Origin of the sequence: Phytomonospora sp. NPDC050363 (assembly GCF_040655735.1) — a bacterium.
Taxonomy (GTDB): Bacteria; Actinomycetota; Actinomycetes; order Mycobacteriales; family Micromonosporaceae; genus Phytomonospora.
In genome coordinates, this window is the sequence record NZ_JBFAKK010000010.1 from 175,084 (window position 1) to 199,210 (window position 24,127).

Genomic DNA, 24,127 nt, shown 5'->3' on the forward strand with positions numbered 1-24,127 from the left:
CTCAGGCGTCCGCGGGTGGCTCCAGCCGCCGGCGGACGACCAGGTCGTCCATCGCCGCGACCGTCGCCTCGGCGAGCTCACCGCGCAGACGGCTGCCCGCCGCGGCCTCCACCAGCGCGACCCGCAGCGCCGCCACGTCCGCCTCGACCTTCTCCCTCGACACGATCTCGCCCAGCCCACCGTGCTCGGCCGAGCGCTTGGCCTCGATGAGCTCGCCGAGGTAGCCGGGGCCGCCTTCGAGGCGGGTCAGATTCGCCTCGATCTCGCCCGTGCGCATGAGGTGGACACCCGTCAGGAGCACCCGGAAGGCGTAGAGGAGCGGCTTGAGCTCACCGGTGCGCCCGAACAGCTCCCACTGCCCGCGCGCGAAGCCCTCGTAGTGCCGCTCGTGGCCGCGCGTGACGCAGTCGGGGGCCAGGGCCTTGAGCTCCTCGTGTGTCTCGCCGGTCGCGATGACCAGCGGCGACGTGAGCTGTTCGAGGACGTAGCCGTTGGGTTTGAGCATGAGCCGCGCGAACTTCGCCAGGTCGTGCGTCACCACGTCCAGCTCGACGCCGTCGCGGATCCCGCCGCGCGTCAGCGTCTGCGGCCCGGTGCGCAGACCGACGACCTGGCGCAGCCCGAGGAGGTGGACGCCGCGCAGATCCACGTCGGAGTCGGCCGACGGGAACCCGTAGAGGTGCGCGCCGCTCACCGTCGCGAACACCACCGGACACGGCACCTCGGCGACGGTCTCCCCGGCCCAGTCGGGCACTGTCAGCGTCATACGTCCACCCTCGCACTCTCGGCGCGGGCCTCGACCAGGAAGGCCTCGACGGCGTCCCGGTCGGGCTCGGCGGGCAGGCGCGTCGCCTCGGCCGCGGTCTCCAGCTCCCCGCGCAGGCGCTCCATCCACGCGACCACCTCGTCCCAGTCGACCAGCCCGTCGCGTACCGCGAGCAGCTGTTCGCGCTCGTCGCCGACGTCGACGAGCACCTCGCCGGTGGCCAGGACGTGCGCGCCCGCGCGCAGCAGCCGCAGCATGTGCATCGCCTGCTTCCACTTGACGGTCCCGTCGCGCTCGCGCCTGGCCGTCAGTCTGTGGAACTGCGCCAGCGAGTAGGACCCGAAGGTCTGCGCCACACGGGTCGACAGAAAGGCCCTGCGGATCGCCAGCAGCCGTTCGCCGACGGGCGTCACCCGCTCGACGACGGGGGACCAGAGGCACTCCAGCACGGTGGGGTTGGCCACCAGGGCCAGCTCGCAGCAGCGCTCCAGCTCCCAGGAGAACCGCTCCTCGCCGGGGCCGTCGACGTGGGTCGGCGGCTTGTCGAAGCGCCAGTAGAGAGGCGTCGGCGCGAGGTAGACGCCGCGCCGGTCGACGTCGCTGCCCTCACGGGCGAGCCCGTAGGCGCGGGAACCGACCACGCAGGCGTAGACGGTGTGTTCCTCGACAAGGCGGTGCGGATCCATCGGGGCAGCGTACTTGCGGCTCGCGACCGGCGGTACGGGTCGGCCGGAACGCGAAAGGCCGGCGACCCCTCGGGGTCGCCGGCCTTTCGTGACGCGTGAGCGCTAGCCGTCGCTGGGCTCGTCGTCGGGCTTGGTGCTCGGGTCGCCGCTGGTGCCGTCGGCGGGGACCGACCACGGGTTGGCCGGGACGCCGGCCGGGTCGGGGTCGCCGACGGAGGTGCCCTCGACGGTCACCGGCTCCTTCGGCGGACCGTCCTCGGGACCGTTGGCGCCGGGGTCCTCGCCGTTGACGCCCTTCTTGGCGATGTCCTCGACGACGTCGAGGCCCTTGGTCACGAAGCCGACGCGGGTGTAGTCGGCGGGCAGCTTGGTGTCCTTGTAGACGATGAAGAACTGGCTGCCGGGATCCTGGCCCTGGCCCTCGGCCATCGCGACGGTGCCGGCCGGGTAGTCGCCGGTGCCGGTCTCGTCCGGGGTGGGGAGGTTCTCGTCCGGGATGGAGAAGGCGGGGCCGCCCATGCCGGTGCCGGACGGGTCGCCGCACTGGAGGACGAACAGGCCCGAGGTGGTCAGCCGGTGGCAGACGCTGTCGGTGTAGTAGTTCTGCCCCGCGAGGAACGCGAAGGCGCCCGAGGTGCAGGGCGCGGCCGTCAGGTCCATCTGGAAGGTGACGTCACCGTGGTTGGTCTGCATGGTGAAGTCCTGCGTACCGGCGTCGGGCTGCTGGGCCTCAGGGGTACCGGTGGCGACCATGTTGGGGTTGCTGCCGTCGATGGCCTGCGGGGTGTACGTGCAGTTGCCCGACGCAGTGTTGGTGCCGGTCGAGTCGTCGTCCTTGTTGAGGAGCGTGACCGCGAGGAGCGTGCCGAGCCCCAGGACGATGACGACCGCGAGCGCGGTCGCCGCCGTGACCTGGATCTTGCGGCGCTTGCGCGCCGCAGTGGCCTTCTCGGCCATGAGCTGTTCAAGGCGCGCACGTGCGGCAGCGCGCTTGTCCCGGGCTGAAGGCACCCTTCACTCCTAAGTGTGTGTTGGCCGAGTGGACGGCTATTTGTCGTCGGAGGGTTCGTCTGAGGGGTTCGGAGACGTGTCCTCCGAAGGGGTCGAACTCGGGTCGGTCGACGTCGACGTCGTCACGTCCGGCTGTTCGTTGGACTTGTCGTCGGCGAAAGGGCCCCAGTCGAAGATCATGGCCACACCGACGGCGGCGACGATGATGAGGCCGATGACCAGCCCGGCCTGCCACTGGCGGCGCCTGCGCGCGGCGGCGGCGCGTCGGGCCAGCTGGCGTTCGGCCTTGGCTCGGGCGAGCTCGCGCTCCCGGGCCTTGCCCTTCGACGACGGCACAGTCGTACTCCTCGCTGCTTCCTGGGCACTGCGGGCACGCGTCCCCGCTGATCGAGGGGTGCGCGGCAGCACAATCGTTCTGGTGTCTGCGACGACGGCGAGTGTATACGTACATACTCAATTCATCGGCGCTCGGAGAGTCGGTAGGCTACCGGGGAATCGGCGGGAAAGGAACCGCGGATTCTCCCGAAGAGGTCTAGAGAGGGACGAAAGGTGCTCGTCACCAGCCTGGTCGCCGACGCGTTCGCCACGAATTGTTATGTGGTCGCTCCCGGCGAAGGCGAGGAATGCGTGATCGTCGATCCCGGACTGGGCATCGACGCGCGCCTCGACGAGGTCCTCTCCCGCCACCGGCTCCGCCCGGTCGCGGTCCTGCTCACGCACGGGCACCTCGACCACACCTTCTCCGTCACGCCCGTCTGCGGGGCCAGGGGCATCACCGCCTACATCCACCCCGACGACGCCGAGCTGCTGGCCGACCCTCTCAAGGGGCTGTCGCCGGAGACGCGCGCGTTCTTCGGCGGCCGGCTGACCTGGACCGAGCCCGACGACGTCGCCGAACTCACCGACGGCGCCCCGGTGCGCCTCGCCGGGCTCGATTTCACTGTCACGCACGCGCCCGGCCACACTCGCGGCTCGGTGATGTTCGGTCTGCCCGGTGAGGGCGGGAACACCGGCACCCTCCTGACCGGGGACGTGCTCTTCGCCGGTTCCATCGGCCGCACCGACCTGCCCGGCGGGAGCATGGACGCGATGCGCGACAGCCTGCGCCGCACGATCCTGCCTCTCGACGACGGCATCGACGTCCTGCCCGGGCACGGCCCGGGTACCTCGATCGGCGCCGAGCGTCGCGCCAACCCCTTCCTGCGCCCGGACTTCCTGGGCGGCGGCCCGGAGCATATGTCGGCGCCGAGACGCGGCCTCTAGGCCCGTCGTCCGGCGCCGCTGCCTGCCCGTCGCCGATTCCTCCGCGTACAGGAGAAAAATCCCATGGAACGTCCCACGCCCCTTTCGGGTTTCCCCGAATGGCTTCCGCAGCAGCGCATCGTCGAGCAGCGGTTCATCGAGAAACTCCAGCGCACCTTCGAACTGCACGGTTTCGCCTCGGTGCAGACCCGCGCCGTCGAGCCCATGGCGCACCTGCTCGCCAAGGGCGAGACCTCCAAGGAGGTCTACGTCCTGCGCCGCCTCCAGGCCGAGGAGGGCGACAACACCGACTCCGGTCTGGGCCTGCACTTCGACCTGACCGTGCCGTTCGCGCGCTACGTGCTGGAGAACTCCGGCAAGCTCCAGTTCCCCTTCCGCCGCTACCAGATCCAGCCCTGCTGGCGGGGTGAGCGCCCGCAGGAGGGCCGCTACCGGGAGTTCTGGCAGGCCGACATCGACATCATCGACAAGGACTCCCTGCCGGGTCACTACGAGGTCGAGCTGCCGCTGGTCATCGCCGACGCGCTGCGAGGGCTGCCGATCCCGCCGATCCGGATGCACGTCAACAACCGGAAGGTCTCCCAGGGCTTCTTCCGCGGGCTCGGCGTCGCCGACCCCATGGAGGCGATCCGCGTCGTCGACAAGATCGACAAGATCGGCCCGAACGGGGTCGGCAAGCTCCTCACCGAGCAGCTGGGCCTGTCCGACGCGCAGGTGAAGGCATGCCTGGCGATGGCCGAGATCTCGGCGCCCGACGAGTCCTTCGTCGAGTCCGTGCGCGCGCTGGGCGTCACCGACGAGCTGCTCGACGAAGGGCTCGCGGAGCTGGCCGTCGTCGTGTCGACCGCCGCCGAGGAGGCGCCGGGCCTGGTCACCGCCGACCTGCGCATCGCGCGCGGCCTCGACTACTACACCGGCACGGTCTACGAGACGACCCTCGACGGTTTCGAGCGGCTCGGCTCGGTCTGCTCCGGCGGGCGCTACGACACCCTCGCCTCGGACGGCAAGAGCACCTACCCGGGCGTGGGGCTGTCGATCGGCGTCTCGCGGATCCTGGGCGCGCTGTTCGGCGGCGGGCAGCTGTCGGCGACGCGCGACACCCCCACGTGCGTGCTCGTCGCCCTTCCCGATGAGGAGCGCCGCCGCGACTGCGACCGCCTCGCCCGGGCGCTGCGGACCCGCGACATCGCCGCCGAGGTCGCCCCCGCGGCGCAGAAGTACGGCAAGCAGATCCGCTTCGCGCAGCGGCGCCAGATCCCCTACGTCCTGTTCCCCGAAGGGGAGTCGGGCGGCCCGGAACTGCGCGACATCCGCAGCGGCGAGCAGGTCCCGGTCGACGTCGAGTCGTGGACCCCGCCTGCCGCCGACCTGCGCCCGCAGGTCCAGGGCGCGGGGGAATAGAGCCGCCGAAAGGGCCGCCGGGCGACCGGCGGCCCTCTCATGTCCGCCTTACTCCGGCGGTTCGGCCGCCGTGCGGTGCACGCTGCGGATCGCGGTCACGCCGGGCGGGATCTCCCGCTCGGGCACGCTCGCGGCCAGCGCGGTGAGCTCCCTGCGGATCGTGCGCGCGATTCCCTTGCCGAGCATGAACCGGGTGGGCGACACCGCCCGCCGCGCGCCCTCCAGCAGCCACTTCGCCGAGCGGCTGTCCAGGCCCGTCTGCGACAAGACCAGCACCGACAGCTCGTGCGGTCGCGCCGCCAGGGCCGTCCCGACCCGTCGCGCCGCGGCCTCGTCGAGACGGTTGCCGAGCGCTCCCAGCGGCCGCGCCATCAGCACCCGGCCCAGGTCGAGGGCCTCCACACCCGCCGCCGCGCAGGCCTCGACGACACGGGCCGCCGCATCGGGCCCGATCCCGTTGCTCGCCAGCGACAGCCGCCGCAGCGCACCGCGCGGAGCGGTCCCCAACACCTCCGCCAGCAGGAACGCACCCGCGTCGCCCAGCCCCGCCGCCGACACGTAGAGCTCGCCCACGGCGCCCGCCGCGACGATCCGGGCCAGCGGCTCCGCCCCGGCCGGGCCGAAGGGGTTCCCGCCCACGTAAAGCCGCTCCAGGCCGCGCCCGGCGGCGTGCGCGGCGACGACCGCGTCGGCCAGCGGGCCGAGCCCGGTGGCGTCGAGACCGGTCTGGACGAGGTCGAGGCTGCGCAGGCCGGTCACCGCGTCGATGATCCCGGCGGCGGCGCTCCCGCCCTCCGTGCCCAGCGGGTTGCGCTTGAGCCACACGCCCGACAGCGCCTGCGGTGAGGCGCGCAGCCCGTCGGCGACGGCGTGCGCGCCTCTCGGCGTGATGCCGTTGCAGCCGAGGTAGAGGGTCTCGGCGCTGATGCCGACGGCCGCCGTGGCGAAGCGGGCGGCACCGGCGTCGCCGAGGCCGTCGGTGCCCAGCAGGAGGTGCTTGACCGGGCCGGGACGCAGCGCGCCGGCGACCAGAGCGGCGCCCTGCGGCCCCAGGTCCTGCTTGCACAGGTCGAGGCGGCCGTCGGGCAGCGCGGTGCCGGCGGGGAAGTCGACGCGCTCGGCGACGGCCTCCCCGGTGCGCAGCCACGCGAGCAGGTGAGCGAGGTCGGCGGCGGGCCGGGGGGCGACCGGCCCGATCCCGGCGTGCTCTTCGATCACCACTCGGCCTCCCGGTAGTCCTTGAGGAACACGCCCCACACGGGGTCCCCGGCCTCCCCGCGCAGGATGGGGTCGTAGACGCGGGCGGCACCGTCGACGATGTCGAGCGGGGTGCGAAACCCGGCGGCCGACAGTCGTGCCTTCTTCGGCGCGGGGTTCTCGTCGGTGATCCAGCCGGTGTCCACCGCGCACATGTAGACGCCCTCGCCGGCCAGCTCGCCGGCACTGGTGCGGGTGAGCATGTTCAGCGCGGCCTTGGCCATGTTCGTGTGCGGGTGCCGTGAGGTCTTGCGCCGCACCGCGAAGCGGCCCTCCACGGCCGTCACGTTGACGATGTAGCGGCGCTTCGCCTTCGACGACCGCAGCAGCGGGAGGAGCCGGTCGCAGAGCAGCGCGGGGGCCACGGCGTTGACGAGCTGCACTTCGAGGAGTTCGGCCGGGTCGAGACCGCCGAGCTCGGCCGACCAGGAGTTGTCCGGCGACAGGTCGGGCAGCAGGCCCGACTCGTCGAGGACGGCGGCGCTCGCTGCGGCGGGCAGCGCCGCCTGGCCCTGCGCGAAGCCGGGAGCGATCCACGCGCCGGGCGGCAGCGCACCGGTCTCCCGCGCGGCCAGGGACGCGAACGCCCCGGCGGGACGGCGGATCGTCTGCGCGGCGTTGTTGACCAGCGCGTCCAGACCGCCCCAGGCGGCGGCCACGCGCTCGCAGAGGGCCAGGACCTGGCGGGGGTCGCGCAGGTCGACGCCGATCACGCTCAGCCGCTCGACCGGCGCGCCCGCCGCGTGGAAGCGGCGCAGCGCGTCGTGGGGGAAGCGCGTGGTGACCGCGACCTCGGCGCCGTCGCGCAGCATCATCAGCGCCAGCCGGAAACCGATCTTCACGCGGCCGCCGGTGAGCAGGACACGGCGGCCCGACAGGTCGGTGCCGGCGTCGCGGCGGCGGGCGTTGTCGACGGCGCACTCGGGGCACAGGCGGTGGTAGAAGGCGTGCACGTGGCGGTAGTGGCCCTTGCAGACGTAGCAGCGGTGCGACCGGCGCAACTCGCCCGCCGTACCGTCCACAGTGGTCAGAGCGGTGTCCTCGGCCCGCTCCGCCGCACCCGTGGCGGTCGCGGCCAGCAGACCTCTGTCGGCGACCGAGTCCATCGCCTCCTTCGCCTTGCGGCGGCGCAGGCGCCCGTCGCGGGCGAAGGACCCGGCGGCATGCTCGGCACGCAGGCGCACGTCGTGGTCGGCGGGCAGTTCGCGAAGCCGGCCGAGCATGGCGTGGAAGGCGGCCATCTCGTCGGGCGTGGGCACGTCCACCGCTGTTCCTCCCAGAGGACGAAGTGTGGACCCGAGCCGGATTCGAACCGGCGTCCTCCGCCTTGAAGGGCGGTGCGACGACCTCTGCGCTACCGGGCCCTCGAAGGTGGAACCTGCCCGGACGGCGGGATTCGAACCCGCGTCCTCCGCCCTGCGAGAACGGTGCGACGGCCGGGCTGCACTACATCCGGGCATTGTGGAGCACTCTATGCCGACGCCGCCACGGTCCGCATCGCGGCAACTCTGGATCATGGTGAGTGGAATCACCGCCCAACGCACAAGACAAAGGTCGTACCCAGCCGCGAGGATTGATCGCGGAGGTCACCACCCGCATGAATCTCACCCCTTACAAGAAGGTCTTCGCGCTGCCCGGCGTGACGATGCTTCTCCTCGTCGGATCCGCCGCGCGCTTCCCGGTCGCCGCGGCGGGCATGACGCTGCTCTTCCACATCCGCGACACCCTCGGCCGCAACTACCTGCAGGCGGGCCTCGTGGCCGCCGCGCTCACCGTGGGCGCCGCCGTCGGCTCCACCGTCAGCGGCCGGATCATCGACAAGATCGGCCTTCGCCCGGTCATGATCACCACGACGATCACCGCCAGCGCCTTCTGGCTGTCGGCGACCCTGCTGCCCTACGAGGCCCTGCTCGCCGTCGCGTTCCCCGCGGGGCTGCTCAGCCTGCCCGCCTTCGGCGCCATCCGCCAGGGCCTGGCCGCCATGGTCCCCGTCGACATGCGCCGCACCGCCTACTCGCTGGACTCCATGGGCGTCGAGTTCGCCTTCATCGTCGCTCCCGCCGCGGCCATCTTCGTCGCGACCGCCAACAGCCACATCGCCCTCATCGGCGTCGGCTGCCTCGTCGCCGTCTCCGGCAGCCTGCTCATCTGGCTCAACCCGCCGACCAAGTCCGCCGCCGAGCTCGCCGAGATGGCCGGCCAGGCGCGCCCGCCGCGCAGCACCTGGCTGCGCGGCCCCATGGTCGCCATGCTGATCGGCGCCGTCGCGGCCACCGTCGCCCTCGCCGGCGGCGAGGTGTCGATGGTCGCGCTGCTCACCGCGCACGGCCAGGCCTCGCAGGCGGGCATCGTGCTCGGCATGTGGGCGGCCTTCTCACTCGTCGGCGGCTTCCTCTACGGTTCGCTCGCCCGCGAGTTCCACCCCATGGCGCTGCTGGCCGCGATGTGCCTCGGGCTTCTTCCGATCGCGCTGGCGACCCAGTGGTGGATCATGGCGATCGTCCTCATCCCCGCCGGGCTGCTGTGCGCGCCGGCGCTGACCTCGATGGTCGACCGGGTCAGCCAGATCGTGCCCGCCGCCGTGCGCGGCGAGGCGATGGGCCTGCACGGCTCGGCGATCACGATCGGCGGTGCCATCGGCGCCCCCGTCGTCGGCGCGATCATCGACCGCTTCGGCCCCGGGTGGGGCTTCGTCGTCGCGGGCGGCGCCGGTGTCCTGATCGCCCTGGCGGGCTGGCTGCTCATGGTGCTGTGGACGGGGAAGAACGCCTCGCCGGGCGAGCCGGTCGCGCCGGTGCGGGCGGGTGACGCGCTGCCCGAGGCCGCCTGAAACAATGACGGCCGAGCATTCCTGCCACAGCAGTCCTTAAGGAGACCGTCCCTTGTATCGCAGTCATGAGGCGGGCGCGCTTCGCGCCACGCACGTCGACGAGCAGGTCACTCTCGCCGGTTGGGTGGCGCGCCGCCGCGATCACGGCGGTGTCGACTTCATCGACCTGCGGGACGCCTCCGGCGTGGTCCAGGTCGTGTTCCGGGAGGGCGAGGTCGCCGAGGCCGCGCACGCCCTGCGCAACGAGTTCTGCGTCAAGATCACCGGTACCGTCGCGCGCCGCCCCGAGGGCAACGAGAACACCGAGCTGAACACCGGCGAGGTCGAGGTCGTCGCCGACACGCTCACCGTGCTCAGCGTCGCCGCGCCGCTTCCGCTGCCCATCGACGACAACGTCGAGGTCGGCGACGACGTCCGGCACCGCTACCGCTACCTGGACCTGCGCCGCACCGGCCCGTCCGGCGCGATGCGGCTGCGCAGCGAGGCCAACCGGATCGCCCGCAACCTGCTCCACGACCTCGACTTCACCGAGATCGAGACGCCGACGCTGACGCGTTCGACGCCCGAGGGCGCCCGGGACTTCCTCGTGCCGGTCCGGCTCAAGCCCGGCACCTGGTACGCCCTCCCGCAGTCCCCGCAGCTGTTCAAGCAGCTGCTCATGGTCGCCGGGATGGAGCGGTACTACCAGATCGCCCGCTGCTACCGCGACGAGGACTTCCGCGCCGACCGGCAGCCGGAGTTCACCCAGCTCGACATCGAGGCTTCCTTCGTCACCGAGGACGACATCATCTCGCTCGGCGAGAAGATCATCACCTCCCTGTGGAGCAAGCTCGCCGGCCACGAGATCGAGGGCCCGATCCAGCGGCTCACCTGGCACGACGCGATGAACCGCTACGGCTCCGACAAGCCCGACCTGCGGCTCGACCTGGAGATCACCGAGCTCACCGACTACCTGCGCGGCACCGAGTTCCGCGTCTTCGCGCAGGCCATCGAGTCCGGCGGCTACGTCGGCTCGGTCGTCATGCCCGGCGGCGCCTCGCAGTCCCGCAAGCAGCTCGACGGCTGGCAGGACTGGGCGAAGGCGCGCGGCGCCCGCGGCCTGGCCTACGTCGTCCTCGACGGCGAGACCGGCGAGGCGCGCGGCCCGGTCGCCAAGAACCTCTCCGAGGCGCACCTCGCGGGCCTGGCCGACGCCGCCGGCGCCAAGCCCGGCGACGCGATCTTCTTCGCGGCCGGGAACAAGCGCGTCGACGCCCAGGAACTGCTCGGCGCGGCCCGCCTGGAGATCGGCCGCCGCTGCGGCCTCATCGATGAGAACGCCTGGTCGTTCCTCTGGGTCGTCGACGCCCCCATGTTCGGCGAGACCGACGAGGGCTGGACCTCCCTGCACCACCCGTTCACCTCGCCGAACGCGGAGTGGGCCGACAGCTTCCAGGACAACCCCGGTGACGCCCTCGCCTACGCCTACGACATCGTCTGCAACGGCAACGAGATCGGCGGCGGCTCGGTGCGTATCCACTCCGCCGAGATGCAGCGCCGGGTCTTTTCGACCCTCGGCATCACCGACGAGGACGCCGCCGACAAGTTCGGCTTCCTCCTCGACGCCTTCCAGTACGGGCCCCCGCCGCACGCGGGCATCGCCTTCGGTTGGGACCGGATCTGCGCGCTGCTGTCCGGTGTCGACTCGATCCGCGAGGTCATCGCCTTCTCCAAGAGCGGCGGCGGGCACGACCCGCTGACCGGCGCGCCCACGCCGATCACGGCCGCCCAGCGCAAGGAGGCCGGTGTCGACGCGGTGCCCGAGAAGGCCGCCGCGGAGCAGACCGCCTCCTAGGGACATGGTCCATCTGCTGGTCACCGGTGCCAGCGGTTACGTCGGTGGCGCGGTCGCCCGGTGTGCGCTGCACGCCGGGCACCGCGTGACCGGCACCTACCACCGCTCGCCCGGGGACATTCCGGGCGTGGCGTGGTCCCGGCTCGACATCCGCGACCGCGCGGCGGTCGCCGCCCTGGTCGCGGGCGCGGGCGTCGAGGCCGTCGTGCACACCGCCGTCAGTGCGGACCTCGACGACTGGGCGAGCATCGCCGACGGCGCCGCGAACGTGGCGGTCGCCGCGGCCTCGAACGGCCTGCGGCTGGTGCACCTGTCGAGCGACGCGGTGTTCTCCGGCCGGCGTGCTCCCTACGACGAGTCGGCGCTGCCCGAGCCCGTGAACCGCTACGGTGCCGCGAAGGCGGCGGCCGAGACGGTCGTGCGGGCCGTCGATCCGTCCGCCGTCGTCGCGCGGACCTCGCTGGTCCTCGGCGACGGCGGCAGCAAACACGAGCGTTTCAGCCTCGACCTGGCTCGCGGGCGGGCCGAGGGCGTGCTGTTCGCCGACGAGGTCCGCAGCGCCGTCCATCCGCACGACCTCGCCGCGGCCCTGCTGGAACTCGCGGTTGGCGACTTCGCAGGGGTCATCCATCTCGGCGGCGCCGACGCGCTCGACCGCCACACCATCGGGTGCCTGATCGCGGTGGGGGAGGGGCTCGACCCCGCCGAAGTGCCGGCCGGGAAGGGATCCGAGGCGGGAGTGCCGCGGGCGCCGGACACGACGCTGAACAGCGGCCTGGCGGCGAGGACGCTGCATACGAGGCTGCGTGGGGCGCGGGAGTTCCTGGGGGAGTAGCGGGAAGCGGCGAAAAGGTCCTCCCGCAGAACCATGACGGTCGATAACCCTTACTTATGTCACATCTGGATCCTCGTCTTGTGCCCGAGGAAGAGCACGGCAGCGACGAGAGCCGATTTTGAACACGTTCAACTTCGCGCTAGGCTCCCCCTCATGAAGGTGGTCATCCCCGGAGGCAGCGGCCACGTCGGCGCCGTGCTCACCCGCGCCCTGCTCGCCCAGGGCCATGAAGTCGTCCACGTGAGCCGTCACGCCGGCGGAGCGAAGCCCGTCCGGACCGTCGCCTGGGACGGTCGCACCTTGGGGGACTGGGCCGCCGAGATCGACGGCTGCGACGCCGTCGTCAACCTCGCCGGACGCAGCGTCAGCTGCCGCTACACCGCCGAGAACCTGCGGGCGATGATGGACTCGCGCGTCGACTCCACCCGCGCGGTCGGGGAGGCGATCGCGACGGCGGTGAAACCGCCGCGCGTGTGGCTTCAGATGAGCACCGCCACCATCTACGCCCACTTCGCGGGCGAGCCCGCCGACCCGCCGAACGACGAGTCCGGCACGCTCGGCGGCTTCGAGCCGGACGTCCCCGCTTACTGGAAGTACAGCGTGGACATCGCCCGCGCCTGGGAACGCGCGCAGTCCGAGGCCGACACTCCCACCACCCGAAAGGTCGCCCTGCGCGCGGCGATGGTCATGAGCCCCGACAAGGGCTCCGTCTTCGACGTCCTGCTGCGCATGACCCGTCTCGGCCTCGGCGGACCGGTCGCCGGCGGCGCGCAGTACGTCTCCTGGATCCACGGAGACGACTTCAGCCGCGCCGTCGAGTTCCTCATCGACCGCGAGGACTTCACCGGCCCGGTCAACCTCGCCGCCCCCGACCCGCTGCCGCAACGCGAACTCATGCGCGGACTGCGCGCCGCCGCGAAGACGCCCATCGGCCTGCCCGCCACCAAGTGGATGGCCGAACTGGGCGCGGTCGCGATGCGCTCCGACACCGAACTGCTCCTCAAGAGCCGCCGCGTCATCGCCGGCAGACTCCCCGAGGCAGGCTTCGCCTTCGCCCACCCCCGGTGGCGGCTCGCGGCCGCCGACCTGGTCCGGCGCGTGCGCGAGGGGAGAGTGTAGGCTCGCTACCCCCGTCGCAGCCGGGCGTTCCGGACGTGCCGCCGAGCACGGCCGGGCCTAAGGCAGTGGGCCCCACAAACCACCGAGCCGAAGGCCGCTTCACCATGCCTCAAGCCCCGTCGACCGACGCCGCCCACGAGACGAACCTGACCACCGAACTCGAGGCCGAGCGCGCCCACCTCGCCGCCTCCCACGTCGCCCTGGCGCGAATGCGCGACCGCACCACCGGCCTCGTCGACGTCGGTGGCAACGCCTTCTCCAGTGAGGCACTCGGCAAGGCCCGCGCGCTGCGACTCAAAGACCTCGTCGACCTGCCCGACATCCCACTGTTCTTCGGGCGCCTCGACTTCCCCGTCGAGAGCTTCCACGTCGGCCGCCGCCACGTCGTCGACGACACCGGCGAACCGCTCGTCCTCGACTGGCGCGCACCCGTCTCGCGCCTGTTCTACCAGGCCAGCGTGCGCGACCCCATGGAGGTCGACCTGCGCCGCCGCTTCGGCTTCGACGGCGGGCACCTCACCAGCTTCGAGGACGAGAAGCTCACCGCCGGCGGTGAGGAGACCGGCAGCGCCCTGCTGGCCGCCGAGATCGAACGCCCCCGCGTCGGGCCCATGCGCGACATCGTCGCCACCATCCAGCCCGAGCAGGACGACCTCGTCCGCGCCGCACTCGCCGACTCCATCTGCGTCCAGGGCGCGCCCGGCACGGGAAAGACCGCCGTCGGCCTGCACCGCGCGGCCTTCCTGCTCTACGGCCACCGCGACCGCCTCAAACGCAACGGCGTCCTCGTCGTCGGCCCCAACACCGCCTTCATGTCCTACATCGACCAGGTCCTGCCGACCCTCGGCGAGGTCGACGTGACCCAGGTGACCGTCGACGACCTGATGACGCCCCTGCCCCTGAAGGGCGCAGACCCCGAGAACGTCGAGATCCTCAAACACGACGTGCGCATGGCCGAACTCCTCCGACGCGCCGTGTGGAGCCACATCCGGCGCCCCGAAGGCACCACGACCGTCACCGACGGCGGTTGGCGTCACCGCATCGGCGAAGACGAGATCCTCCGCTTCATCGACGACACCCGCCGCGAGGGCCTGCCCTACCACCTCGGACGTGAACGGGTCCGCGCGCTGACCGTCAACGCGGTCCAGCGCAGCATCGAGCGCCGCACCGGCGAGTCGCCGACCGAGAGCTGGCTGCGCAAACTCGGCCGCTCCAAGACCGTCACCGCCGTCCTCGACGCCGTATGGCCCGCCCTCGACCCCCGCAAGCTCCTCACCAGGCTGTTCACCGACGCCGAATGGCGCGCCGAACTCAACCGCGACCTGTTCACGCCAGAAGAGCTCGACCTGCTCGCCTCGCGCACCAAGGCCCCGAAGTTCGCGCGCGCCGACGCCGTCCTCGCCGACGAGATCGCCGGCCTCCTCGACCGGCCCGCCGGCTTCGGGCACGTCGTCGTCGACGAGGCGCAGGACCTGTCGGCCATGCAGTGCCGCGCCATCGCCCGCCGCAGCCCGCACGGCTCCGTCACGGTCCTCGGCGACCTCGCCCAGGGCACCTCGCCGTGGGCCGCGCGCGACTGGACGGTGTCCATGGAGCACATGGGCAAGCCCGACGGCCGCGTCGTGGCGCTGACCACCGGCTTCCGCGTCCCCGAATCGATCATCACCCTCGCCAACCGGCTCCTGCCGGCCCTCGACGTCGACGTCCCCGAGGCCCGCTCCCTGCGCCGTGACGGCCTGCTCGACCTGCGCGAGACGACCACCCTGGACGGCGAACTCGCCAAGGCCGTCACCGACGCGCTCGCCTACGAGGGCTCGGTCGGCGTGATCGGCACCGAGGAGACCCTCGACGCCGTGCGGGCGATGCTGCCCACCGATGACGAGCGCGTCACCCTCATGCCGGCGTCGCTGGCCAAGGGCCTGGAGTTCGACCATGTGATCGTCGCCGAACCCGCCCGGATCGTGGCGGCCGAGGCTCGCGGACTGCACCGGCTCTACGTCGTGCTGACCCGCGCGGTGTCGCGGCTGACGATCGTGCACACCGAGCCGCTGCCGGAGATGCTGGCGGTGTGAGGTCGGCGGCGTGATCACGCTGTCACACCGTGCCGGTATCGTCTGCGGGCGTGGATGAGCCTGGTTTGTTCGACGTCGGTGAGACCTCGGGTCCGGCGAAGCCCGTGGAGGTGGACCCCAACGCGCCCCTCGCGGTGCGGATGCGGCCGCGCACGATCGACGAGTTGATCGGGCAGGAGCACCTGCTGGTCCCGGGCGGCCCGCTGCGGCAGCTGGTGACCGGCGAGGCGCCGCTCTCGGTGATCCTGTGGGGTCCGCCGGGCACCGGCAAGACGACGATCGCGCAGCTGGTCGCCGGGTCGGGATCGCGCCGGTACGTGCCTCTCTCGGCGCTGTCGGCCGGCGTGAAGGAGGTCCGGGCCGTCATCGGCGAGGCGAAGATGCGCCGCCGCAGCGGCGTGCAGACCGTGCTGTTCATCGACGAGGTGCACCGCTTCACCAAGACGCAGCAGGACTCGTTGCTCTCGGCGGTCGAGGACCGCACGGTCACGTTGCTGGCGGCCACCACGGAGAACCCGTACTTCTCGGTGGTCTCACCGCTGCTGTCCCGTTGCGTCCTGCTGACGCTGGAGCCGCTGACCGACGAGCACATTCGCACGCTGGTGCAGCGTGCGGTCACCGACGAGCGCGGCCTCAACGGCGAGGTGTCGTTGTCGCCGGAGGCCGAGGACCACATCGTCCGCCTCGCCGCCGGAGACGCCCGCAAGGCGCTGACGGCGCTGGAGGCGGCGGCCAGTTCGGTGCGGGCGACCGACGAGACGGTCATCTCGGTCGAGGTGGCGGAGAAGGCCGTCGACACCGCCGCGGTGCGCTACGACCGCGACGGCGACAGTCACTACGACGTGGCCAGCGCGTTCATCAAGAGCATGCGCGGTTCGGACGTCGACGCGGCCCTGCATTACCTCGCGCGGATGATCGTGGCGGGGGAGGACCCGCGGTTCATCGCGCGGCGGCTGGTCATCTTCGCCAGCGAGGACGTCGGCATGGCCGACCCGACGGCGCTGCAAACGGCCACGGCCGCCGCCGACGCGGTGGCCTTCATCGGGATGCCCGAGGGCGGGATCAACCTGGCGCACGCGGTGATCCACTGCGCGACCGCGCCGAAGTCGAACGCGGTGGTGTCGGCGCTCGGTGCGGCACTGACCGACGTCAAGGAGGGCAGGATCGGTTCGATCCCGGCCCACCTGCGCGACGCGCACTACAGCGGCGCGAAGAAGGTCGGGCACGGTGTGGAGTACAAGTACCCGCACAACGACCCCCGTGGCGTGGTGACACAGGACTACGCGCCGGAGCCGGTGCGGGGGCGCACGTACTACGAGCCGAGTCCTCATGGCGCAGAGCGCGACCTGGGGGAGCGGGTGGCGAAACTGCGGCGGATCGTGCGGGGTGAGGCGACGTGAAGCCGGTCGCCCGGGAGGCGCGCCGGCAGAGCGCGCGCGAGCGGCGATTGCGACTGACCACGTACGCGGTGGCCGCCGCAGCGGTCCTGGGCGTGGTGCCGGTGGTCCTGGTGGCGCGCGAGGCCAGCGACGACCCGGTGTTCGAGGCCCTCGACGACCTGGCCCTGCCGGCCTGGGCGGCGGGTTCGCCGTCGGATTCGGCGCACGGCAACCGCTGGTGCGTGGGGGAGTGCCGCACCCGTGAGCGGACGTGGACGTCGCAGCGGGACCTGCCCGAGACGCGGGAGGCCTTCGGAGCCGCCCTCGCGCACGGAGCCTGGGAGCCGCTGGTGGTGGAGGGCTGCCCGCCGTCGGTGGACGTGATCGGCGTGTACGCCTGCTGGTCGCGCGACGAGTACGTGCTGGATCTGTGGGTGCGGCCGCTGCCGTGCGACGCCACGGACTTGGCGGCTCGCGACCGCTGCACGGGGGCGATGGCCACGGCCGTGGTCCGCAACCGGGTGGCCGACACGAGGCGGCCGGTCAGCGGCCGGACTTGACGGGAGTAGCCCTACGCCGCTAGAGGGTGGTTTCCGCGCGAGCGGTAAGGTCAGCGTCGTTGTCCGTTTCGGGCGGCCACTTCCCTAAGACCTCACCTCGCCACGCAAGGGGGACCAGTGTCGGCTGGAGAAATCGCCGGTTTGATCGCGGCGGGCGCGTTCGTCGTCCTCGTGCTGTTCATCATCAGGCCCCTGTGGAAGCTCGGGGCCACGATCGACGCGGCGACCAAGACCGTGCAGGACATCGACAAGCAGATCGTGCCGATCCTCGGCAACGTGAACACCACCGTCGACAACATCAACACCGCGCTCGTTCAGGTCCACTCCTCTCTGGACGGCGTGAACATCCAGCTGGAGCGGCTGGACACCATCACCAACCACGCCCAGGCGGTCAGCGCCAACGTCGCCAACATCTCCTCGATCGTCGGCGCCGCGGCCTCCAACCCGCTGGTCAAGGTCGCCGCCTTCGGCTACGGGCTGCGCAAGACCGTTTCCCAGCGCAAGGCCGCCGACGAGGACCGTGAGGTCCGCGGCGCGATCAAGGCCCGCAAGGCCGAAGCGAAGGCGAGCCGCCGCAGCGGCCGTCACGCCAAGGGGCTGTGATGGTCAAGCGTCTCTTCTGGCTCGGACTGGGCCTGGCGGCCGGCGCGCTCGTGGTGCGCCAGCTGACCAAGAAGGCGGAGAAGTTCACCCCCGGCGGCATCGCCGACTCGGCGCGCAAAAGCGCTGTCGGGGTGGTCGGCTCCGCACGTAGCTTTGTCTCAGAGGTCTTCGACAACATGCACGAGCGTGAGGCCGAGATCCATCAGGCGATGGCCGAGGGCCACCTGATCGATTTCAGCGCGGACGAAGACGACGACCCGTACGACGAACGAGAGGGTGGCCATCGGCGATGAGGACCGCGGAAGTCAAGCGACGGTTCCTGGCTCACTTCGAGAAGAACGGACACACCGTGGTGCCCAGCGCACCGCTTCCGGCAATCGATGATCCGAACCTGCTGTTCATCAACGCCGGCATGGTGCAGTTCGTGCCCTACTTCCTCGGACAGGCCACGCCGCCGTACTCCCGCGCCGTCTCGGTGCAGAAGTGCATCCGGACGCCCGACATCGACGAGGTCGGCAAGACCAGCCGCCACGGAACGTTCTTCCAGATGAACGGCAACTTCTCCTTCGGCGACTACTTCAAGTCCGAGGCGATCCGCTTCGCGTGGGACCTGTGCACCACGCCGGTCGACAAGGGCGGTTACGGCCTCGACCCCGATCGCATCTGGCCCACCGTCTACTTCGAGGACGACGAGGCCTTCGACATCTGGGAGAGGGAGATCGGCCTGCCCAAGGAGCGCATCACGCGCCTTGGCAAGGGACCGAACTTCTGGTCGATGGGGATTCCCGGCCCGTGCGGGCCGTGCTCGGAGCTGTTCTACGACCGCGGTCCCCAGTACGGCGAGGCGGGTGGCCCTGCGGTCGACGAGGACCGTTACATGGAGTTCTGGAACCTCGTGTTCATGCAGAACATCCGCGGCGAGGGCACCGACAAGGAGAACTACCCGATCCTCGGGGACCTGCCCGCCAAGAACATCGACACCGGCATGGGCCTTGAGCGCATGGCCTCGGTTCTCCAGGGCGTGGACAACCTCTACGAGATCGACGAGGTCCGCCCGATCCTGGACCGCGCGACCGAGCTGACCGGCGTCAAGTACGGCGTGTCGAAGTCGCAGGTGGCCTCGGAGTCGCACCCCAACGACGTGCGCCTGCGCGTCATCGCCGACCACGTCCGCACCGGCCTGATGCTCATCGGCGACGGTGTGACGCCCTCCAACGAGGGCCGCGGCTACGTGCTGCGCCGCATCCTGCGCCGCGCGGTGCGCGCGATCCGCCTGCTGGGCTTCGAGGAGCCGGCGTTCCCGCACCTGTTCCCGGTCGCGCGCGACTGCATGTCGCCGTCCTACCCGGAACTCGAATCCGACTACGAGCGGATCAGCCAGTACGCCTACGGCGAGGAGGAGGCGTTCCTGTCCACGCTGCGCGCGGGCACGACCATCCTCGATACCGCGGTGGCCGACCTCAAGGGCGAGGGCAAGTCCGAACTGCCGGGCAAGCGCGCCTTCGAGCTGCACGACACCTACGGCTTCCCGATCGACCTGACCCTTGAGATGGCGGCCGAGCAGGGCCTGACCGTCGACGAGAAGGGCTTCCGCGCGCTCATGACCGAGCAGCGGCAGCGTGCGAAGGCCGACGCGGCGGCGCGCAAGTCCGCCCACGCCGACATGTCGGCCTACGGCACCTTCCTGACCGAGCACGGCCCCACCGACTGGGTCGCCTACGAGACCCTTGAGTCCGACGCGAAGGTGCTCGGCATCCTCGCGGCCGGCAAGCCGGTCGAGTCGGCGGGCGAGGGCGACATCGTCGAGATCATCCTCGACCGCACGCCCTTCTACGCCGAGTCCGGCGGTCAGCACGCCGACGCCGGCAGTCTGACCGGCCAGGGCTTCACCGGTTCGGTCCTCGACGTCCAGCGTCCGGTGAAGAAGCTCATCGCGCACAAGGTCCAGGTCACCGGCGGCGAGATCGCCGTCGGGCAGACCGTGCACGCCGCGGTCGACCCCGAGTGGCGCGTCGGCGCGCGCCAGGCGCACTCCGGCACGCACGTCGTGCACGCGGCGCTGCGCCAGGTTCTCGGGCCGAGCGCGCTCCAGTCGGGTTCCTTCAACCGGCCCGGTTACCTGCGCCTGGACTTCTCCTGGCGCAAGGGCCTGTCGAACGAGACCCGCAGCGAGGTCGAAGAGGTCGCCAACCGGGCGGTCCGCAAGGACCTCCCCGTCGCGGTGGAGTACATGCCGCTGGGCCGCGCTCGCGAACTGGGCGCCCTGGCGCTGTTCGGCGAGACCTACGACGAAGAGGTCCGCGTCGTCGAGATCGGCGGCGAGTGGTCCCGCGAGCTGTGCGGTGGCACGCACGTGGCGCACTCCTCGCAGATCGGCCCGATGGTCGTGACCGCAGAGTCCTCGGTCGGCTCGGGCCAGCGGCGCATCGAGGCGGCCACCGGTATCGAGGCCTACCAGTACCTCGCGCGCGAGCGCGACCTGGTGACGCGCATCAGCGAGGAGCTGGGCGCGCCCCGAGGCGAGCTCGCCGAGCGCGTCTCGGCGCTGGTGGCGCGGCTCAAGGACGCCGAGCGGGCGTCGGCGAAGCTCAACGAGCAGCTGCTGGGCGCCGAGGCGGCCGAGCGCGCGGCGAGCGCGTCCGACATCGCGGGTGCGGCCTTCGTGGCCGTGGTCGACGACAGTCACGATTCGCGCAAGCTGGCGCAGGCGATCCGTGATCACATCGCGCAGAGTCGTCCGGGTGTGGTGGCCGTGGCCGCGACCAAGGGCGGCAAGGCGTCGCTGGTGGTGACGGTCAACGCGGCGGCCAAGGCGAAGGGCCTGTCGGCCAAGGAGCTGGTCAAGGCGGCCTTCGGTGGGCGCGGCGGCGGCAGCGACGATGTCGCGCAGGGCGGCGGTGCTCCGGCGTCGGAGGCGAACGGTCTGTTGAGCACCGTGGGTGAGCAGGTCGGCCGGATCGTCGCGGGAGAGTAGCCCGGAGTGCTCGGTGCCGACCGCGTCGACGCACGTCACGGACGTGGTTAAGATCGGCGACGTGTCGGAGACCGAGCCTGAGTCGGCCGCGTTCGTTCGTGGACGCCGGCTGGCCGTGGATGTGGGAAAGGTTCGCGTCGGGGTCGCTTTGAGCGACCCCGACGGCGTCCTCGCGTCGCCTTTGGTGACCTTGGCGCGTGATCTGGCTACAAAGAAGGGCATTCCCACCGATATCGCCGCACTCGTCTCGCTGGTCGAGGAGCATGAGGTGGTGGAGATCGTCGTGGGACTTCCCGTCACCCTGGCTGGTACCGAGAGCTTCGCGGCGCGTGAGTGTCGAAATTATGCTCGCGTTCTTGGCCGTTCGGTCGAGCCCGTTCCGATCCGTTTGGCCGATGAGAGGCTCACGACGGCGTCGGCTAGCCGTAGGCTGGCAGAGCGGGGCGTCAAAGGCCGACGCCGGAAGGCCGTCGTGGACCAAGCGGCGGCCGTCGAGATCCTCCAGCAGTATCTGGAGCGGCTGCGGCGTCTTTGACGTCCGTGCCGTGACCGTCCTGGTAGCCGTGGTCGACAGACCGAACCCGTTGGGAGAGCGCCGTGTCCGTGCTTGACGATTTCGCGCGCACGGGAGAGGACCGTCCTCGTCCCAAGAGCCACCGCCGCAAGAAGAAGGGCCGCACCGGTGTGACGCTGCTGCTGGTGGTGGTCCTGCTGGGCGGGCTGGTCGGTGGCGGCTGGTGGGGCTTCGGGAAGCTCCAGGACGCGTTCGGGGCGCCGGATTATCAGGGTACGGGAACCGGTGAGGTCGAGGTGACCATTCCGGAGGGCGCGTTGCTGGCGGATATGGCCAACGAGCTCTTCAACGCCGGTGTGGTCAAGAGCGGCGCCGCGTTCGTGGAGGCCGCCGAGGCCAATCCCGACGCGAAGAACATCCAGCCGGGCACCTACCGGTTGCGCAAGGAGATGTCGGCGGCGTCGGCGATCGAGCTGATGCTCTCGTCGGATAGCCGGGTGAAGAACGGGATCACCATTCCGGAGGGCCGGCACACCTTCGACATCTACAAGATCTTGTCGGAGGGGACCGGTGTCGATGTCGAGGACTTCGAGCAGGCCGCCAAGGACACCGAGGCGCTGGGCATCGACGACTCGTGGTTCGACCGCAAGACCGACGACGAGAAGATCGTCAAGAGCGTCGAGGGCTTCCTGTTCCCCGACACCTACGACTTCGGCAAGGACGCCACGGCCGAGAGCATGCTGAGCGAGATGGTGTCGCGGTTCATGGCGGTGGCCGAGGAGATCGACTTCCAGGGCACCGTCGAGGCGAGCTTCGGTGGCGAGGTCAGCCCGTGGGAGGCGCTGAACATGGCCTCGCTGTCGCAGGCCGAGGCACTGCACGACGAGGACATGGGCAAGGTCTCCCGGGTGGGCTACAACCGGATCTTCGACAACACCGGCGGCGAGTACATCGGCGGGCTGCTCGAATACGACGTGACGTGGAACTATGGTGAACTCGTCGAGGGTCGCAAGGCGCTGGCGTCGAAGGACATGAACATGGAGGACCTGCGCGACCCTGACAGCAACAAGTGGTCGACGCACGCGCACCCGGGCCTGCCTCCCACACCGATCGGCAGCCCCGGCAGGGCGGCCCTGGAAGGTGCGGCGAGCCCTCCCGACGGTAACTGGCTCTTCTTCGTGGCCGTCGACAAGGACGGCACCACGAAGTTCGCCGCGACCCTCGCCGAGCACGAGGCCAACATCGAGGAAGCAAAGAAGAACGGGGTCCTGTGACATGACCGAGGCGACCCGGAAGGCGGCCGTGCTGGGCTCACCCGTGGCGCACTCGCTGTCCCCGGTGATCCACAACGCCGGCTACCTCGCCGCCGGGCTGTCCGGTTGGGCCTACGAACGGCACGAGGTGGCCGAGGACGAGCTGGCCGCCTTCGTCGACGGTCTCGACGAGTCCTGGGCGGGCCTGTCGCTGACGATGCCGCTCAAGGAGGTCGCGCTCGACGTGGCGGCCGAGGTGTCGCCGACGGCTCGCGCGATCGGCGCGGCGAACACGCTGGTCCTGCGTGACGGGGCCCGGTTCGCCGAGAACACCGACGCGCCGGGCATGGTCGACGCGCTCTTGGACGCCGGGATCGAGAAGGCGAACACGGTGGCGATCCTGGGCGCCGGCGGGACCGCGAGGGCGGCGGTCGCGGCCGCGGTGGCCCTCGGCGCCGACGACATCGTCGCCTACGCGCGGCGCCCGGAGTCGCTGGCGGACCTGACGGCGGTGGCCGAGGATCTCGGCGCGCACCGCTTCACCGGCGGCACCTGGACGCAGGCCCCGGCCTGCTCGGCGGCCGACCTGGTGATCTCGACCGTCCCGCGCGGTGTCGCCGACGACCTGGCGGTCTCGTGGGGCTCGGACACGACGCTGTTCGACGTCCTCTACGACCCGTGGCCGACCCCGCTGGCCGCGGGCGCGATCGAGGCCGGCTGCATCGTCGTCGACGGGCTGGCGCTGCTGCTGGCACAGGCCGTCCTGCAGTTCGAGCTGTTCACCGGCGCGACCGCTCCGGTCGACGCGATGCGCGAGGCGCTGCGCGCGGCGGCGGCCGCGCGCTAGATCGGCCCGAGCACGAGCGTCTGGCGAGAGTGCTCGCGATATCCCAGCGCGGTGTTGACCGCGAGCATGGCGGCGTTGGTGTCGTCGTTGTTCGTGTACGCCTCCCGGACGCCTTTCCCGGCGGCGCGGCGCAGGGCGTGCGCCTTGACGACGCGCGCGAGTCCCCGCCCGCGATGGTCGGCGCGGGTGCCGGCCAGGCCGCTGAACATGCGCGTCCCTGCGGTATCGCAGAACACCATCACCACCGGTTCACCGTCGGCGTAGCCGATCAGCGAGCAGTCCCGGTCGAGCAGCGGTGTGCCCACGATCGACACCGTCCACTGCTCGTAGGAGTAGGGCTGGAAGGGCGTGGCGCTGGGGACGTCGGCGCTGACGGCGCAGTCGAGGTCGTAGACCGGCCGCAGGTCGTCGATCTCGCCCAGCGACCGCAAGGTGATCCCCTCCGGGAGCGGCCCCGGCGCCTCGACGGTGGAGGGATCGATGAAGGAAATGCGTTCGACGCGGCTCTCGGCCAGGCCGAGCCCGCTGGCGAAGGCGGCGCCGTCGGCGTCGGCGGTGCGGGCGACCGTCCGGCGCATCCCGATGGCGCGCTGGTGCTCGGCGACCCGCCGTTGAAGCGCGGTGCCGACGCCTTTGCGGCGGTGCCCGGGCAGGACCATCACGGTGGTGACGGCCAGGTCGGTGAACTCCGACTCCAGGTCGACATGGCTGCGGGCCAGGCCGACCACCTTCCCGCCGTCCTCGGCCAGGACCGTCAGCGGATGCTCCTGCGGCGGGGCGGCCTCATGGTCGGCCCGCACCGACTCCGGCGTCAGCACCCGGGAGGGATAGCAGGCGGCATACGTCTCGACGATCGCCGCGTCGTCTGCGGGCGTGGCCTCGCGAAGGATCATCCGGCCACTCTGCCCGCCCGGTGCGCCGCC

At 71.3% G+C, this 24,127-nt stretch carries 22 protein-coding genes and 2 tRNA genes; 15 read left to right on the plus strand and 9 right to left on the minus strand.

The genetic code is table 11. The features are described from left to right. Window position 1 precedes the first annotated feature (1 nt). The 4 genes from AB0I28_RS26055 to AB0I28_RS26070 all read right to left on the minus strand — a co-directional run bounded on the left by AB0I28_RS26055 (window position 2) and on the right by AB0I28_RS26070 (window position 2,799). Window positions 2-766, minus strand: coding sequence for a nucleotidyltransferase domain-containing protein (locus AB0I28_RS26055; RefSeq protein ID WP_357497527.1), 765 nt, complete (start codon window positions 764-766; stop codon window positions 2-4). Next, window positions 763-1,452: a nucleotidyltransferase domain-containing protein gene (locus AB0I28_RS26060; RefSeq protein WP_357497529.1), complete on the minus strand. Its 690-nt coding sequence runs from the start codon at window positions 1,450-1,452 to the stop codon at window positions 763-765. The genes AB0I28_RS26055 and AB0I28_RS26060 overlap by 4 nt, the downstream gene beginning before the upstream one ends. 102 nt (window positions 1,453-1,554) lie before the next feature. After that, a complete protein-coding gene (locus tag AB0I28_RS26065; RefSeq protein WP_357497531.1) occupies window positions 1,555-2,463 on the minus strand; it encodes a peptidylprolyl isomerase in 909 nt (302 codons plus the stop codon). Window positions 2,464-2,499: 36 nt separating this feature from the next. Next, window positions 2,500-2,799, minus strand: coding sequence for a hypothetical protein (locus AB0I28_RS26070; protein WP_357497533.1), 300 nt, complete (start codon window positions 2,797-2,799; stop codon window positions 2,500-2,502). A 213-nt stretch (window positions 2,800-3,012) separates the two neighbouring features. Between AB0I28_RS26070 and AB0I28_RS26075 the strand changes: the two genes are divergently transcribed. After that, a complete protein-coding gene (locus tag AB0I28_RS26075; RefSeq protein ID WP_357497535.1) occupies window positions 3,013-3,726 on the plus strand; it encodes an MBL fold metallo-hydrolase in 714 nt (237 codons plus the stop codon). A 63-nt stretch (window positions 3,727-3,789) separates the two neighbouring features. Continuing rightward, window positions 3,790-5,127 (plus strand): histidine--tRNA ligase, encoded by a 1,338-nt coding sequence (gene hisS, locus AB0I28_RS26080; RefSeq protein WP_357497536.1) that lies wholly within the window; start codon window positions 3,790-3,792, stop codon window positions 5,125-5,127. Window positions 5,128-5,175: 48 nt separating this feature from the next. On the opposite strand, the gene AB0I28_RS26085 is transcribed toward hisS, so the two are convergent. The 4 genes from AB0I28_RS26085 to AB0I28_RS26100 all read right to left on the minus strand — a co-directional run bounded on the left by AB0I28_RS26085 (window position 5,176) and on the right by AB0I28_RS26100 (window position 7,840). Continuing rightward, window positions 5,176-6,348: a gala protein gene (locus AB0I28_RS26085; protein ID WP_357497538.1), complete on the minus strand. Its 1,173-nt coding sequence runs from the start codon at window positions 6,346-6,348 to the stop codon at window positions 5,176-5,178. Continuing rightward, complete coding sequence (locus AB0I28_RS26090) at window positions 6,342-7,649, minus strand: SDR family NAD(P)-dependent oxidoreductase (protein ID WP_357497540.1); 1,308 nt, start codon at window positions 7,647-7,649, stop codon at window positions 6,342-6,344. Before AB0I28_RS26090 ends, AB0I28_RS26085 begins: the two co-directional genes overlap by 7 nt. Before the next feature lie 27 nt (window positions 7,650-7,676). Then, window positions 7,677-7,748: transfer RNA gene (locus AB0I28_RS26095), tRNA-OTHER, on the minus strand. Window positions 7,749-7,765: 17 nt separating this feature from the next. Then, window positions 7,766-7,840, minus strand: a tRNA-Ala gene (locus tag AB0I28_RS26100). A 141-nt stretch (window positions 7,841-7,981) separates the two neighbouring features. On the opposite strand from AB0I28_RS26100, the gene AB0I28_RS26105 reads away from it, so the two are divergent. The 13 genes from AB0I28_RS26105 (at window position 7,982) to AB0I28_RS26165 (ending at window position 23,204) form a co-directional block, all read left to right on the plus strand. Continuing rightward, window positions 7,982-9,214, plus strand: coding sequence for an MFS transporter (locus tag AB0I28_RS26105; RefSeq protein ID WP_357497542.1), 1,233 nt, complete (start codon window positions 7,982-7,984; stop codon window positions 9,212-9,214). A gap of 52 nt (window positions 9,215-9,266) precedes the next feature. Beyond that, window positions 9,267-11,048: an aspartate--tRNA ligase gene (aspS, locus tag AB0I28_RS26110; RefSeq protein ID WP_357497544.1), complete on the plus strand. Its 1,782-nt coding sequence runs from the start codon at window positions 9,267-9,269 to the stop codon at window positions 11,046-11,048. Between the two features lie 4 nt (window positions 11,049-11,052). Next, complete coding sequence (locus AB0I28_RS26115) at window positions 11,053-11,883, plus strand: sugar nucleotide-binding protein (RefSeq protein WP_357497546.1); 831 nt, start codon at window positions 11,053-11,055, stop codon at window positions 11,881-11,883. A gap of 153 nt (window positions 11,884-12,036) precedes the next feature. Beyond that, window positions 12,037-13,002 carry a DUF1731 domain-containing protein gene (locus tag AB0I28_RS26120; protein ID WP_357497548.1) on the plus strand — a complete coding sequence of 322 codons (966 nt, stop codon included), beginning with the start codon at window positions 12,037-12,039 and terminating at the stop codon, window positions 13,000-13,002. Between the two features lie 104 nt (window positions 13,003-13,106). Then, a complete protein-coding gene (locus tag AB0I28_RS26125) occupies window positions 13,107-15,074 on the plus strand; it encodes an AAA family ATPase (RefSeq protein WP_357497550.1) in 1,968 nt (655 codons plus the stop codon). A gap of 65 nt (window positions 15,075-15,139) precedes the next feature. Next, on the plus strand, window positions 15,140-16,474 hold the full coding sequence (locus AB0I28_RS26130; RefSeq protein ID WP_357497780.1) for a replication-associated recombination protein A: 1,335 nt from the start codon (window positions 15,140-15,142) through the stop codon (window positions 16,472-16,474). After that, window positions 16,471-17,013, plus strand: coding sequence for a hypothetical protein (locus AB0I28_RS26135; RefSeq protein WP_357497552.1), 543 nt, complete (start codon window positions 16,471-16,473; stop codon window positions 17,011-17,013). Before AB0I28_RS26130 ends, AB0I28_RS26135 begins: the two co-directional genes overlap by 4 nt. Window positions 17,014-17,130: 117 nt before the next feature. Next, window positions 17,131-17,616: a DUF948 domain-containing protein gene (locus tag AB0I28_RS26140; protein ID WP_357497554.1), complete on the plus strand. Its 486-nt coding sequence runs from the start codon at window positions 17,131-17,133 to the stop codon at window positions 17,614-17,616. Then, window positions 17,616-17,909 carry a hypothetical protein gene (locus tag AB0I28_RS26145; RefSeq protein WP_357497556.1) on the plus strand — a complete coding sequence of 98 codons (294 nt, stop codon included), beginning with the start codon at window positions 17,616-17,618 and terminating at the stop codon, window positions 17,907-17,909. The genes AB0I28_RS26140 and AB0I28_RS26145 overlap by 1 nt, the downstream gene beginning before the upstream one ends. After that, window positions 17,906-20,590 carry an alanine--tRNA ligase gene (gene alaS / locus AB0I28_RS26150; RefSeq protein ID WP_357497558.1) on the plus strand — a complete coding sequence of 895 codons (2,685 nt, stop codon included), beginning with the start codon at window positions 17,906-17,908 and terminating at the stop codon, window positions 20,588-20,590. Before AB0I28_RS26145 ends, alaS begins: the two co-directional genes overlap by 4 nt. A 61-nt stretch (window positions 20,591-20,651) precedes the next feature. Then, window positions 20,652-21,125: a Holliday junction resolvase RuvX gene (gene ruvX / locus AB0I28_RS26155; protein WP_357497782.1), complete on the plus strand. Its 474-nt coding sequence runs from the start codon at window positions 20,652-20,654 to the stop codon at window positions 21,123-21,125. Window positions 21,126-21,187: 62 nt separating this feature from the next. Further along, the gene (gene mltG / locus AB0I28_RS26160; RefSeq protein ID WP_357497560.1) at window positions 21,188-22,378 is read left to right on the plus strand and encodes an endolytic transglycosylase MltG; all 1,191 of its coding nucleotides are present in this window, start codon (window positions 21,188-21,190) and stop codon (window positions 22,376-22,378) included. A 1-nt stretch (window position 22,379) separates the two neighbouring features. After that, entirely contained in the window at window positions 22,380-23,204 is an 825-nt protein-coding gene (locus tag AB0I28_RS26165) for a shikimate dehydrogenase (RefSeq protein WP_357497562.1), read from the plus strand. Here the strand turns inward: AB0I28_RS26165 and AB0I28_RS26170 are convergent. After that, window positions 23,201-24,097, minus strand: coding sequence for a GNAT family N-acetyltransferase (locus tag AB0I28_RS26170; RefSeq protein WP_357497564.1), 897 nt, complete (start codon window positions 24,095-24,097; stop codon window positions 23,201-23,203). The two genes, AB0I28_RS26165 and AB0I28_RS26170, sit on opposite strands and share 4 nt — an antisense overlap. Between the last annotated feature and the right edge of the window lie 30 nt (window positions 24,098-24,127).